This window comes from Streptomyces sp. NPDC048636, assembly GCF_040650655.1.
Taxonomy (GTDB): Bacteria; Actinomycetota; Actinomycetes; order Streptomycetales; family Streptomycetaceae; genus Streptomyces.
In genome coordinates, this window is record NZ_JBEZHR010000003.1 from 330,891 (window position 1) to 345,979 (window position 15,089).

General features: G+C 74.0%; 1 protein-coding gene. It reads right to left on the reverse strand.

Annotation, left to right across the window (positions count from 1 at the left end; all coding sequences use genetic code 11):
* Positions 1-192: 192 nt before the first annotated feature.
* Complete coding sequence (locus AB0C66_RS12055; protein WP_362436183.1) at positions 193-15,075, reverse strand: amino acid adenylation domain-containing protein; 14,883 nt, start codon at positions 15,073-15,075, stop codon at positions 193-195.
* Positions 15,076-15,089 lie beyond the last annotated feature (14 nt).

The window sequence follows — 15,089 nt, forward strand, 5'->3', positions numbered from 1 at the left end:
CCACGGCCCCCGTCACCGGATACCGGGCCAGGATCGCCGTCCGGTGAACCGCTCCACATCTGCCGATCGGGAGATTCCGGGGCACGAACACCTCACACGGGCACGCCGGGCACCCCGGACGCCCCGGTGCTCCCGAGCGCGAGGGCTCAGGAGCACCGGGGTGCGGACGGGCCGCGGACGGGGCGGAGGGGTTCAGCTGTCGCCGTCGGGGCGGTACAGCAGCTCCCGGACCACCCGCGCGACCTCGGCCAGTGGCTCCGGCTGGAGCAGCTGCCGGTGCTCGCAGCCGACCTCGTACGTGGCCATCCGTCCGCCGACGTACGGGGCGAGCCGGTGGGTCCAGCTCGCCACCTTGCCCGCGGGGTCATCGGGGAAGTCCTCGGACTCGGTGGCCACGAACAGGGTCACATCGCCGTCGTAGACGGCGGGCACATGGCCGAGCGTCAGCTCCCAGTTGTTGTTGTTGACCCGGCCGATGCGGAGGATGTCCCGCTCCTCGAAGGTGGCCAGCGCGCTGCCCTCGGCCCGCAGCACCGCCATCACCTCCGCGTACTCGAGCGGACCGGCCCCGAACGCCCCCGGGTCGTGCCCGGCGAAGTCCAGCAGTACCGCCAGCACCTTCTGTTCGTCCGCCGCCACGAACGCGTCGCCGAACTCCTCGGCGGGCATGGGCGGTTGGTCGAGGTTGGCCAGCAGTCCGACCTCCTCGCCCGCCCGCCGCAGCTGGACCGCCATCTCATGGGCCACCAGCGCCCCCATCGACCAGCCCAGCAGGTGGTACGGGCCATGCGGGCGGACCGCGCGGATCCGCTCGACGTAGTCCGCCGCCATCTCGGGGATGGAGCCGGGCAGCGGCTCCTCACGGGCGATCCCGCGCGCCTGGACGCCGTAGACCGGCTGGTCGGCGGGGAGGTGCCGGAGCAGCCCCGCGTACATCCAGCCGACGCCGCCGACGGGGTGCACACAGAACAGCGGTGGCCGGTCCCCGGCGGTGCGCAGTGGCAGCACGACCTCGAAGCCGCTGTCCGCGCCGTCCGCGTCGCCCTGTCCCATCAGCTCGATCAGCTCGGCGACGGTGGGCGCCTGGAAGACCGCCCGGTTGGAGACCTCCGCGCCGAACACCGAACGGATCCGGCTGACCAGCTGGATGGAGACGATGCTGTCCCCGCCCAGCTCGAAGAAGTTGTCGTCGATGCCGACCCTCGGCAGCCGCAGCAGTTCGGCGAAGAGCGCGCACAGCAGCTCCTCGCGCGGGGTGCGCGGACCGCGGCCGCCACCGGCGGACTCCCCGAAGCCGGGTACGGGCAGCGCCGCGCGGTCCACCTTGCCGTTGGGCGTCAGCGGCAGCGCGGCGAGGGTGACGAACGCGTCCGGCACCATGTATTCCGGCAGCACGGCCGCCACCCGGCCGCGCACCGCCCGGACGTCCAACTCCCCGTGTCCGGCGGCGGGGACGACATAGGCGACCAGCTTCTTGCTGCCCGGCCGGTCCTCCTGGACCACCACGGTCACCTGGGCGACCTCCGGACCGGCGGCCACCGCGGACTCGATCTCGCCGAGCTCGATCCGCAGTCCGCGGATCTTCACCTGGTGATCGGCCCGGCCGACGAACTCCACGCACCCCTCGGCGTCCCACCGCACCAGGTCTCCGGTGCGGTACATCCGCGCCCCGGGCGGACCGTACGGATCGGCGGTGAACCGCTCGGCCGTGAGCCCCGGCAGCTCCGCGTAGCCACGGGCCACTCCGGCGCCCGCCACATACAGCTCGCCGACCACCCCCGGCAGGGCGAGCCCCAGCCGGTCGTCCAGGACGTAGCTCCGCATCCGGTCCATGGCCCGGCCGATCGGCACGGTCGCCCCCACCCGGTGGGGGCTGCGCATCGGATGGCAGGTGGCGAACGTCGTGGTCTCGGTGGGCCCGTAGACATGCACCAGACCGGTGTCCGGGCAGGCGTCCAGCACGCGCTGGAAGGCAGCGGGCGACACCTGCTCACCGCCGGTCCACACCTGCGCCAGACCGGCGAAACAGCCCGGGTCCTCCTCGGCCATCAGGTTGAAGAGCGCGGTGGTGAGGAACACCGCCGTCAGCCCGTCCCGTTCGACATGACCGCGCAGCCGGGCCGCGTCGAGCTGCCCCGGCGCGGCCAGCACGGCGGCGCCACCGCCGAGCAGCGGAGCCCATATCTCGTACGTGGAGGCGTCGAAGGCGTGCGGCGAGTGCGTCAGCACCCGGTCGTGCGCCCCGCCGCGCCACCGGCCGTCGGCGGCCAGCGCCACCACGTCCGCGTGGGTGACGGCGATGCCCTTGGGCCTGCCGGTGGAACCGGAGGTGTACATCAGATACGCCAACTGGCCAGCGAGCAGGGGCACTTCGGGGTTGCTCGCGCCACCGTCCGCCGAAGCCTCCGGCCGCTCCTCGTCCACCACCAGCACCCGGGCGGTATGGGTGAACTCCACCGTCGCCATGGCCCGGTCGGTCAGCAGGGTGCCCGCGCGCGTCTCCGCGACGATCGCCTCCAGCCGCGCCCTCGGCGCCCGGGAGTCCAGCGGAACGTACGCGGCACCCGCCTTGAGCACGGCGAGGGTGGCGACCACCAGCTCCACCGAGCGCTCCTGGAGGATCGCCACCCGGTCGTCGGGCTCGACCCCCAGCGCGATGAGGCGGTGCGCGAGGGCGTTGGCGCGGACGTTGAGCTCCGCGTAGGTGAGTGGCACCCCGTCGGCGACCACGGCCGTGGCCCCGGGAGTGTCCACCACACGCGCCTCGAACAGTGAGACCACCGTGCCCGCCGGAACCGTGTCCTCGGTGGCACCGGGCAGCAGCCGTGTCCGCTCCTCCGCCGACAGCAACTCCAGCCGTGCCAGCGGGCGTTCGGGATCGGCGACGGCCGCCGTCAGCAGCCGCACCAGCCGCGCGGCCATCGTCTCGACCGTCGTCCGGTCGAAGAGCGCGCCGTTGAACTCGATACCCGCGCCCAGCTCCGGAGCCGAGCCGCCCTCCCCCGGCTCCTCACCGAAGCCGAAGGTCAGATCGAACTTGGCGGCTCCCGAGTCCATCGGGTGGGGCACCGCCGTCAGCCCCGGCAGCTCCAGATCCGCCCGCTCGTTGTTCTGAAAGCTGATCGCCACCTGGAACAGCGGGTTGCGGGACAGCGCACGGACCGGGCTCAGCTCCTCCACCAGCCGCTCGAACGGCACGTCCTGGTGGGCGAAGGCCGCGAGGTCCGCCGCCTTCACCCGCTCCACCAGCTCCCGGAAACCGGGGTCGCCGGAGGTGTCCGTGCGCAGCACCAGCGTATTGACGAAGAAACCGACCAGATCCTCCAGCGCCTCGTCGCCGCGGCCCGCCACCACCGTGCCCAGCGGGATGTCCGTGCCCCCGCCGAGCCGGGTCAGCAGCGCGGCGACGGCCGCCTGGAACACCATGAACAGACTCGCCCCGGTGCGCCGCGCCAGCTCCGTGAGCCCGGCGGCCAGCCCGTCGGGCAGGACGACCGGTACGGTGCCGCCGCTCACCCCGGCCTCGGCGGTGCGCTGCCGGTCCAGGGGCAGGCTCAGCTCCTCCGGCAGCCCGTCCAGCGTGCGCCGCCAGTGGTCGAGCTGGCGGCCGACGGCGCTGTCCGGGTCGTCCTCGCCGCCCAGGGTCCGCCGCTGCCACAGGGCGTAGTCGGCGTATTGGACGGGCAGCGGCCCGAACTCCGGCGCCCGCCCCTCGCACCGCGCCCGGTAGCCGGTGCCGAGATCGCGGACGAGCGGGGCCAGCGAACCGCCGTCCCCCGCGATGTGGTGCAGCACCAGCAGCAGTACATGCTCGTCGGGCGCCAGCCGCAGCAGCCGGGCCCGCAGCGGGATGTCGGCCGCCAGGTCGAAGTCCCGGCCCGCCTCGGCCGCCAGGGCCTCGTCGAGCTCCGCCGGGTCGGTGTCCACCGCCTCCAGGGCGAGGGCCACCTCCCCGGGCGCCAGGACGTGCTGGGACGGTACGCCGTCGGACACCGGGAAGACGGTCCGCAGGCTCTCGTGCCGGGCCACCACATCGGCGAGCGCACCGCGCAGCGCGGCGGTGTCCAGCTCGCCCCGCAGCCGCACCGCGAGCGGGATGTTGTACGTGCCGCCGCCCTCGACCTGGTTGATGAACCACAGCCTGCGCTGGGCGTACGACAGCGGGACCACCGGTGGGCGGTCCACCGGACGCAGTCCCTCGCGTGCTCCGGCCGCCCCGGTGAGCCGCCCGGCCAGCGCGGCCACGGTCGGCGCCTCGAAGACGGCCCGCACCGGGAGTTCGGCGCCCAGTTCGGTGCGGATCCGGTTGATGAGCCGGGTGGCCAGCAGCGAATGACCGCCGAGGTCGAAGAAGCCGTCGTCGATACCGGGCGCCTCGATCCCCAGCACCTCGGCGAAGAGCCCGCACAGGGTCTCCTCGCGGGGATCGCGGGGCGCCCGCCGCTCACCGGCGGCACCGTACTCCGGCACCGGCAGGGCCTTGCGGTCCAGCTTGCCGTTGGACGTCAGCGGCAGGGCGTCCAGGACCACCACGGCCGCGGGGACCATATAGCCCGGCAGCTCGCCCGCGAGATGGCCGCGCAGCTCGGCGGGGGTGATGACGGTCGGATCGGCCACCGCGTAGCCGACGAGCCTGCGGTCACCGGGGCGGTCCTCGCGGACCACCACGGCGGCCTGGCCGACGGCCGGATGCCCGGCGAGCCGACTCTCGATCTCGCCGAGTTCGATCCGGAAGCCACGGATCTTGACCTGGTCATCGGCCCGGCCCACGAACTCCAGCTGACCGTCCGCACGCCAGCGCGCCACATCCCCGGTGCGATACATCCGAGAACCCGCCGGACCGAACGGATCGGCCGTGAACCGCTCCGCCGTCAACGCCGCCCGCCGCAGATAACCACGCGCCAACCCCGGACCCGCCACATACAACTCACCCGCCACCCCGGGCGGAGCCAACCGCAACGAACCATCCAGCACATACCCACGGGTACCGGGAACCGGGCTGCCGATCGGGGGCGCACCGGCCCCGACGGTCAACGGCTCACTCATCGACACGGCCACGGTGGACTCGGTCGGGCCATACGCGTTCACCATCCGACGACCCGGCGCCCAGCGCTCCACCAGCTCGGCCGGGCAGGCGTCACCGCCGACGATCAGACAGTGGAAGTCCGGCAGTTCGGCGGCGGGGACGCTCGCCAGCGCGGCGGGCGGGATCAGGGCATGGGTCACCCGTCGGCCGGAGATCACCTCGGCGAGCGGTTCACCCGCGAGCGGTCCGGGCGCCGGAACCACCAGCGTGGCGCCCGCCGTCAGCGTCATACACAGCTCCAGCACCGAAGCGTCGAAGCTCGGCGACGAGAACTGCAACACCCGGCTCCCCACCGACACCGCGAACCGCTCCCGCTCAGCCGCCGCGAAAGCCGCGATCCCACGGTGCGACACCACCACACCCTTGGGCACACCCGTCGAACCCGAGGTGTAGATGACATACGCGGGGCTGTCGAGCGGAACAGCGACGTCGGGCGCGTCCGACGAGGTGTCGTCGTCTCCCTCCAGGAGCAGCACCCTCCGGCCCCCGGGCACCACCTCGGCGTACGCCTCCGTGGTCAGCACCACCACCGGACGGGCGTCATCCAGCATGAACGCCACCCGCTCCACCGGATACTCCGGATCCACCGGCAGATACGCCGCCCCCACCCGCATCACCGCAAGCGAAGCCACCACCGACTCCACCGAACGCCCCAACACCAGGGCCACCACATCCTCCGACCCCACACCCACCCGGGAAAGCCGACCCGCCAACGCATCCGCCCGCGCCGCCAACTCCCCATACGACAACGCCACATCCGCCGACTCCACCGCCACCGCACCCGGCGCCCGCGCCACGTGCGCCGCGAACAACTCCGGGAACGTCGCCGGTTCCACCGCACGGCCCGTGTCGTTCCACCGCGCCAGCCGCTTCCGCTCCTCCGCCGACAGCGGATCGACGGCGGCCACCGGTCGAGCCGGATCGTCGGCGAACGCCTCCAGCAGGCGTACCAGCCGCTCCCCGAGGGCCCGTGCCGCGCCCTCGTCGAAGAGGTCGGGGCGGTAGTCCAGCGTGAGGGTGAGCGCGCGGGCGGTGTCGGAGACGGCGAGCTGGAGCGGATAGTGGGTACCGTCCTGGATCTCGGCGTCCACGACCCCGAGCCCCTGCGCGGCCTCCTCCAGTCCGCCGGAGTCCACCGGGAAGTTCTCGAAGGCGGTGGAGGTGTCGAACAGCGCCCCGCCCCCGTCCACCAGCCGCTGGATGTCGGTCAGCCCCAGGTACTTGTGCGGCATCAGGTCAAGCTGCCGGCCCTGGAGCCGGGTCGCCACGTCCAGCAGGGTGTCCCCGCGTTCGACGGTCACCCGCACCGGGAGGGTGTTGATGAAGAGGCCCACCATGGTCTCGACACCGGGGAGTTCGGCGGGACGTCCGTTCACGGTCTCGCCGAACAGCACGTCGTCCCGGCCGGTGGTGGCGCACAGCAGCAGCCCCCACGCGGCCTGCACCACGGTGTTCTTCGTCAGACCGTGGCGGCGGGCGCGGGCGGTGAGCGCCGCGACGGCGTCCCCCGACAGCTCGCCCCGCCAGGTCTCGGACCGCACCGGACGGCGGGCCGGGTCGGCGGGGGCGACGAGGGTCGGCTCGTCCACCCCGGCCAGCGCGGTGCGCCAGGCGTCCTCGGATGTCTGCCGGTCCTGCCCGGCCAGCCAGGCCAGATGGTCGCGGTACGGGGTCACCTCCGGCAGCCCCGAGGTGTCGCCACGCCGTCCGTAGAGCTCGAACAGCTCGGCCATCACCAGCGGGCCGGACCAGCCGTCGAGCAGGATGTGGTGGTTGGTGAAGAGCAGCCGGTGCGCGTCCTCGGCGAGCCGGATGAGGGTGAACCGCAGCAGCGGGGGCCGCCGCAGGTCGAAGCGGGCGGCCAGGTCGTCGGCGAGCAGCCGGTCCAGCCGGGCCCGCCGCGCGTCCTCCGCGAGGCCGCTCAGGTCCACCTCGGCCCAGGGCAGCTCCACTTCGCGCGGCACGGTCTGGAGGGACTGGCCGCGGGCGCCGGTCCGGAAGGCGGCCCGCAGGTTGTCATGGCGGCGCAGCACCGTGCGGGCGGCGTCGCGCAGCAGGGCCGGGTCCAGTGCGCCGCGCAGGTCCAGCGCCATCTGGACGTTGTAGACATCGGCTCCGCGCTCGTCGTAGCGGGCATGGAAGAGCAGCCCCTCCTGGAGCGGGGAGAGCGGCAGGACATCGGCGAGACCGCCCGGATGCGCGGCCTCCAGCCGGTCGATCTCCCCTTGGTCGAGGTCGACAAGCGGCAGATCGGACGGGGTGAGCCCGCCGCCCTCCGGGCGTTCGGCGTGCGCCACCAGGGCGCGCAGCGCGCGGAACCAGGCGCGGCCGAGATCCCGTACGTCGGCCTCGTCCAGCAGCCGGGTGGGATAGACCCAGTTGGCCACCAGGCGCGGGCCGTCGGGGTGGGTGACGGCGGTGGCGGTGAGGTCGAGGGTGTGCGGCAGCGGCATCGCGGCGTCGGCGACGGACGACAGATCGCCCGCGGCCTCCGGCTCCTCGGGGACCTCCGCGTCCGGTGCCTCGCCCAGCCGCCCCAGGTAGTTGAAGCCGATCTGGGGTTCGGCGGAGCGGGCCAGGGCACGGGCGGTCTGCGGGTTGAGATGGCGCAGCAGCCCGTAGCCGATGCCGTTGTCGGGAATGGTCCGCAGGAGTTCCTTGACCCGCTTCAGGGCGGCGCCGACGGCCGGGCCCGCGGCCGCCAGCTCCTGGTCGCCCAGTTCGCCCGCGTCCAGCCGTACGGGGTAGAGGCTGGTGAACCAGCCGACCGTACGGGACAGATCGGCGCCCGGCACGATCTCCTCGCGGCCGTGGCCCTCGAGGTCGATCAGCACCTCCGGACCGGTACCGCGCCCGATGCCGCGCCGCCATCCGGCGACGGCGAGGGCGAGCGCGGTGAGCAGCACATCGTTGACCCCGGCGCGGAACGCGGCGGGCACCCGGCCCAGCAGCGGACCGGTGATATCGGCGGGCAGGGTGAAGCGCAGCATGGCCGCGGTGCCCATGGTGTCGCGGGCGGGGTCCAGGGGCTCCTCGGTCAGCAGCGGGTTGGGGCCGGTGAGCATCCGGCGCCACAACGCCAGTTCGCGCATTCGCTCGGGCTCCCCGGCGGCCTCGGTGAGCTGCCGGGACCAGCGGCGGAAGGAGGTGCCGACCGGGTCGAGGACGACCGGGCGGCCCGCGCGCACGGCGTCGACGGCCGCTTGGAGGTCGGGCAGCAGGATCCGCCAGGACACCCCGTCGACCACCAGGTGGTGGGCGATGACGGCGAGCTGGCCGGGGGCGCCGGGTCCGGCGTCGAACCATACGGCCCGCACCATCCGCCCCTGATCGGGGGCGAGTTGTCCTTGCGCGGCGGCGATCTCCTCGGCGGCCCGCGCGTCGAGCCGGTCCTCGGCGAGCCCGGCGGCGACCAGCGCGGCCGCGTCCACGCGGCGCAGACAGTCCTCGGCCCGTACGGCGCCGGGCGGCGCGGTCTCCAGGGACCAGCCGATGTCCTCGGCGATCCGGGTGAGGGTCATCCGCAGCGCGTCATGGTGGTCCAGGACGGCCTGGAGCGCGGTGCGCAGGGTGTCCATGTCGGTGCCGGGCGGGACGGGCATCGACATGGTCTGGTTGAACTGGTCGATGGTGCCGCCGCGTTCGCGCAGCCAGTGGACGATCGGGGTGAGCGGGATCTCGCCGACGCCGTCGGAGACGGGCGGCTCTTCGGCGGGGTGGGCCGTCCCGTCCGGTGTGGCGACGGCCGCGGCCAGGGCGGCCACCGTACGGTGCGCGAACACATCGCGCGGGCTGAACCGCAGCCCCTCCGCACGGGCCCTGCTGACCAGCTGGATGGAGATGATGCTGTCGCCGCCCAGCTCGAAGAAGCTGTCGTCGACACCGACCGCCGTGGCTCCCAGCACCTCGGCGAAGAGGGCGCACAGCGTCTCCTCGGCGGAGGTGCGCGGCGCCCGGCCGCCCTCGCCCGCGTCTCCGCCACCGAACGACGGGACGGGCAGCGCCCGGTGGTCCAGCTTGCCGTTGACGGTCAGCGGCAGCGCGTCAAGGGTGACGAACGCGGCGGGGACCATATGGTCCGGCAGCGCGGCGGCCGCGTGGGCGCGCAAACCGCCCTCGTCCGCCGTACGGCCCGTCGCGGGCACCACATAGGCGGCCAGCAGCCGATGGCCCGGCCGGTCCTCACGGACCCGCACCGCCACCTGCCCGACCGCCGGATGCCCGGCGAGCACGGCCTCGATCTCGCCCGGTTCGATCCGGAAGCCGCGGATCTTCACCTGGTCGTCGGCGCGCCCCAGGTACTCAAGACGTCCGTCCGGGCCCCGGCGGGCCAGGTCGCCCGAGCGGTACATCCGGCTGCCGGGCGGGCCGAAGGGGTCGGCCACGAAACGGCTCGCGGTGAGCGCGGAGCGGCCGAGGTAGCCGCGGGCCAGCCCCGCCCCCGAGATGTACATCTCGCCGGGGGCGCCCGGCAGTACCGGCCGCAGCGCCGTGTCCAGGACCCGCACCCGCAGATCGGGGATGGCCTCGCCGATGACGCTGCCGGTCGCGGCGGCGGCGCCCGCACGGTCCAGGGCGGCGTGGCTGACGTGCACGGTGGTCTCGGTGATCCCGTACATGTTGACCAGCCGCGGCGCGGTGTCGTCGTGCCGCTCGTACCACTCCTCCAGCCGCCACAGGTCCAGCGCCTCGCCGCCGAAGACGACGGTCCGCAGGGCGAGTTGGCGGCCGAGCGCCGGGTTCTCCCGGTCCGCGGCCATCAGCTGGTAGAAGGCGGACGGGGTCTGGCTGAGCACCGTGACCCGCTCGCGGACCAGCAGTTCGAGGAAGCCCTCGGGGGAACGGCTGACGCCGTGGTCGACCACCACCAGCCGTCCGCCGTGCAGCAGCGGGCCCCAGATCTCCCACACGGAGAAGTCGAAGGCGTAGGAGTGGAACATGGTCCACACCTCGTCCGGGCCGAAGCCGAACCAGGGCGCGGTGGCGGTGAACAGCCGTACGGCGTTGCGGTGCGGGACCACGACGCCCTTGGGACGGCCGGTCGAGCCCGAGGTGTAGATGACATACGCCGGGGCGTCGGGGGTGAGGGCGGCGGTCCGGTCGGTGTCGGTGGGATCGGTCGTGGGCCGTCCGGCCAGCTCCGCCCGAACCGCCGGGTCATCCAGTGCCAGCACCGGGACCCCGGCGGGCACCGGGTCCGGCGCGGTGGCGGCGGTGGTGAGCAGCAGCGCGGGGGCCGCGTCACCGAGCATGTACGCGAGCCGGTCGGCCGGATAGTCCGGGTCCAGTGGCAGATAGGCGGCGCCCGCCTTGACCACGGCCAGCAGGGCGACGACGGTCTCGGCCGAGCGCGGCAGCGCCAGCGCCACCAGCCGCTCGGGTCCCGCGCCCCGGTCGATCAGCTGGTGGGCCAGCCGGTTGGCGCGCGCGTTGAGTTCGGCGTAGCTGAGCGCGGTGTCCCCGTACACCACGGCGGTGGCGTCGGGGGTGGCCGCGGCGGTGGCCTGGAACACCTCGGTGAGGGTGCGCGGCACCTCTTCCACGACGGCCGGGGCCGTCTCGGCCGCCCGCTCGTCCCCGGTGGTCAGCTCGATCCGGCCCACGGGTGTGGTGGGGTCGGCGGCGAACGTCCGAAGCACCCGCAGACAGCGCGCGGCCAGGGTCCGTACCGCGTCCGCGTCCAGCAGATCGGGGCGGTGGGACCAGGTCAGCGACAGCTCCTCACCGCGCTGGGCGGCCAGCAGCCCCAGCGGATAGTGCACCGCGTCGCGCACCTCGGCGTCGACGACCCCGAGGTCACGGGCGGTGGACTCCAGGGCCTCCGCGTCCACCGGGTAGTTCTCGAACACCACGAGGGTGTCGAAGAGTTCGCCGGTGCCGGTGAGCTTCTGGAGGTCGGCCAGGCCCAGGTACTGGTGGGCCAGCAGCCCCGACTGCCGCCTCTGGAGCCGGGTGGCCGTCTCGGCCAGGCTCTCGCCGGACCGGATGTCCACCCGCACCGGCAGGGTGTTGATGAACAGCCCGACCATGGACTCCACACCCGGCAGCTCCGGCGGCCGTCCGGAGACCGTGGAGCCGAACACCACGTCCTCGCGGCCGGTGAGCGCGCCGAGCACCACGCCCCACGCGGTCTGCACCAGGGTGTTGACGGTCAGCCCGTGTTCCCGGGCGGCGGTCAGCAGCCCGGCGCTCAGCTCCGCGGGCAGCTCCTGCGTCCAGCGCTCGGGCGCGGCGGGGGCACGGTCCGCGGGGGCGCCGGTCACCAGCAGGGTCGGTTCGGTGACCCCGTCCAGCGCGGTCCGCCAGGCGTCCTCGGAGGCGCGGCGGTCCTGCGCGGCCAGCCAGGCCAGGTAGTCGCGGTAGGGGACGGCCGGGGGCAGCCCGGTGTCGTCGCCGCCCCGGCCGTACAGCTCGAACAGCTCCCCGATGAGCAGCGGCATCGACCAGCCGTCCACCGCGATGTGGTGCACGGTGAGCACGAAGCGGTGCCGGTCGGGGCCGAGCCGGACCAGGGTGCAGCGCAGCAGCGGCGGCACGCTCAGATCGAACCGCTCGGCGCGGTCGGCGGCCAGCAGCCGGTCGAGATCCGCCCGCCGTGCCTCCTCGTCCGGTCCGCTGAAGTCGGCCTCGGCCCAGGCGACTTCGGCCTCGCGCGGGACGACCTGGAGGGAGCGCCCGGACGCGGAGGTGACGAAGGAGGCGCGCAGATTGGCGTGGCGGCGCAGCAGGGTCCCAACGGCGGCCCGCAGGGCCACCGCGTCCAGCGGGCCGTGGAGTTCCAGGGCGGACTGGATGGTGTAGACGTCGGGCGCGGACTCGTCGTAGACGGAGTGGAACAGCAGCCCCTGCTGGAGCGGGGAGAGCGGCAGGACGTCGGCGAGTCCGCCGTGCGCCGCCGCCAGCCGGTCGATCTCGTCCTGCCCGAGGGTCACCAGCGGCAGATCGGAGGGGGTGAGCCCGCCCGCGTCCGGCCGGTCGGCGCACGCGGCCAGGGCGCGCAGCGCGTCGAACCAGAGCCGGGCGACCTCGCCGACCTCCTCCTCGGTGAGCAGAGCGGCGGAGAAGGTCCAGGAGGCCACCAGCCGCTGGCCGTCGGGGTAGGCCAGGGCCGCGGCGTTGACCTCCAGGGTGTAGCCGAGCGGCATGGCGGGGTCGCCCGCGCCGGTGAGGTCGCGCACCGCCACGGTGTCGGCGGCGGCCGCGTCCTCGGCGTCGGCCTCGCCCATCCGGCCCAGGTAGTTGAAGCCGATCTGGGGTTCGGCGAAGGCGGCCAGCTCCGGGGCGGTCCCGGGGTTGAGGTGGCGCAGCAGTCCGTAGCCGATGCCCTTGTCGGGGATGGCGCGCAGCTGCTCCTTGACGGTCTTCAGCGCGGTGTCCAGCGCCCGGCCGTCGGACCACGGCTCCCCCTCCGGCGGTACGCCGGGGTCGAGCGCCACCGGGAAGAGGCTGGTGAACCAGCCGACGGTACGGGACAGATCGATACCCTCGGCGATCTCCTCGCGGCCGTGGCCCTCGAGACCGACCAGCACCGCCGGGCCCTCGCCCCGGCCGCGGGCGCGCCGCCAGCGGGCGACGGCCAGCGCGAGACCGGTGAGCAGCACCTCGTTGACGCCGGTGTGGTACGCGGCGGGCACCCGGCCCAGCAGCGGTTCGGCCACCTCGGCGGGGAGCGTCAGCGTCAACTGCCGTGCCGCGCCGACCACATCACGGGCCGGGTCCAGCGGGCGGTCGGTGAGTGCCGGGTCGTCGGTGGCGGCGATCGTGCGCCACAGCTCCAGTTCGGCGACCCGCTCCGGCGCGGTGGCGTTCTCGGCCAGCGTCTGTGTCCAGCGGCGGAACGAGGTGCCCACCGGCTCCAGTTCGGGGGCCTTGCCGTTGGTGAGGGCGTCGAACGCGGCCTCCAGATCGGGCAGCAGCACCCGCCAGGACACCCCGTCGACCACCAGATGGTGGGCGATCACGGTGAGCCGCCCGGGGGCGGCCCCGGCGTCGTACCAGACGGCCTGGAGCATCCGGCCGTCCTCGGGCGCCAGCCGCCCCATCGCGGCGCGCGGTTCCTCCTGGTCGTCCGGGTCCCCGGCGCGGCGGACACAGTCCTCGGCCCGTACGGAGCCCACCGGGGCCACGGTGAGCGCCCAGTCGGCGCCGGGGGCGCGGGTCAGCCGCAGCCGCAGCGCGTCATGCCGGTCCAGCAGTGCCTGGACGGCGGTGCGGACCTGCACCAGGTCCAGCCCGGCCGGCACCGGCAGCGTCATGGTCTGGTTGAACGCGTCGACCGGCCCGCCCTGCGCCTGCTGCCAGCGCATGATCGGGGTGGGCACGATGGCGCCCACGCCGTCGTCGGCGGTCACGGCGGGCTGCCGGGGGCCGTGGTCGAGGGCGGCCAGCCGGGCCACCGTACGGTGCTCGAAGATCTCCCGGAGGGTGATCTCGACACCCTCCTTGCGGGCGCGGTGGGCGAGCTGGATGGAGGAGATGCTGTCCCCGCCCAGCTCGAAGAAGCTGTCGTGGACCCCGACCGAGGCCACCCCCAGCACCTCGGTGAAGAGCGCGCACAGCGCCGTCTCCCGCTCGGTGCGCGGCGCGCCGCCGTCCGCCGCCGTCTCCCCGGACTCCGCGGTTTCCCCGGACTCCACGGCGGCGGGCCGGGCGGTCACCAGCCGGGCCCGGTCGTCGGCGGTGAAGGCGGGCAGCGATCCGGCGGTCCGGCCCGGGTCGGCGGCGAACGCGGCCAGCACCGCGAGAAAGCGGTCCAGGATCTCCCGTCCGGCGCCGTCCGCGAACAGATCCGGCCGGTGGTCCAGCCGGACGGTCATCCGCTCACCGCGGACCGTGCCCTCCAGGTTGAGGGTGTAGTGGGTGGCGTCCACCGTGGTGGCGGCCACCGCCCCGATGCCCTCGGCCGAGTTCTTCAGGGTGTCGGTGTCGATCGGGTAGTTGGCGAAGATGGTGATGGCGTCGAACAGCTCACCGCCGCCCACCAGTTGCTGGATCTCCGCAAGACCCAGGTGCTTGTACGCGATCAGCTCGCTCTGCCGGTCCTGGAGCCCGCGCGCCAGCTCGGCGAGCGGCCGCCCGGGGTCGATCCGCAGCCGCACCGGCAGGGTGTTGATGAACAGCCCGACCATGGACTCCACACCCGGCAGCTCCGGCGGCCGCCCGGAGACGGTCTCGCCGAACACCACGTCGTCCCGGCCGGTCAGCCCGGCCAGCACCAGCCCCCACGCGGTCTGCACCACGCTGTTGAGCGTCAGCCCGTGGGCGCGGGCACGGCGGGCCAGCGCGGCGGACAGCTCCGCGTCCACCTCCTCGATCAGCGTCGCGGGCAGCGCGGGGCCGCGTGCCGGGTCGGGCGGCGCCACCAGCGTCGGCCCGTCCAGACCGGCCAGCGCGCTCCGCCACGCCTCCTCCGCCTCGCCCCGGTCCTGCCGGGCCAGCCAGGCCAGATAGTCGCGGTACGGGGCGACCGGCGGCAGCGCCGCCACATCGCCGCCACTGGTGTACAGCGCCATCAACTCGCCCAGCACCAGCGGCATGGACCAGCCGTCCAGCAGGATGTGGTGGGCGGTGAAGACGAACCGGTACTCGGTGTCGGCCAGCCGCACCAGCGAGAACCGCAGCGGCGGCCGGGCCAGGTCGAACCGTCGGGCGCGGTCGTCCGCCAGCAGCCGGGCGAGCTCCGCCGCCCGCTCCGCCTCGCCGACGGTGCGCAGATCGTGCTCGGCCCAGTCGGGTTCGGCCTCGCGCAGGATGACCTGCACCGGCTCCCCGCTGGTGCGGTTGCGGAAGCTGGCCCGCAGATTGTCATGGCGCGCCAGCACCGTCCGCACGGCGTCGCGCAGCCGTCCGCCGTCCACGTCCCGGCGCAGGTCGAGAGCCATCTGAATGACGTAGACATCCGCGCTGCGCTCCTCGTAGAGGGCGTGGAACAGCATGCCCTTCTGGAGCGGGGACAGCGGCCACACATCCACGAAGCCCGGCTTCGTCACTTCGCTGTGTCCTC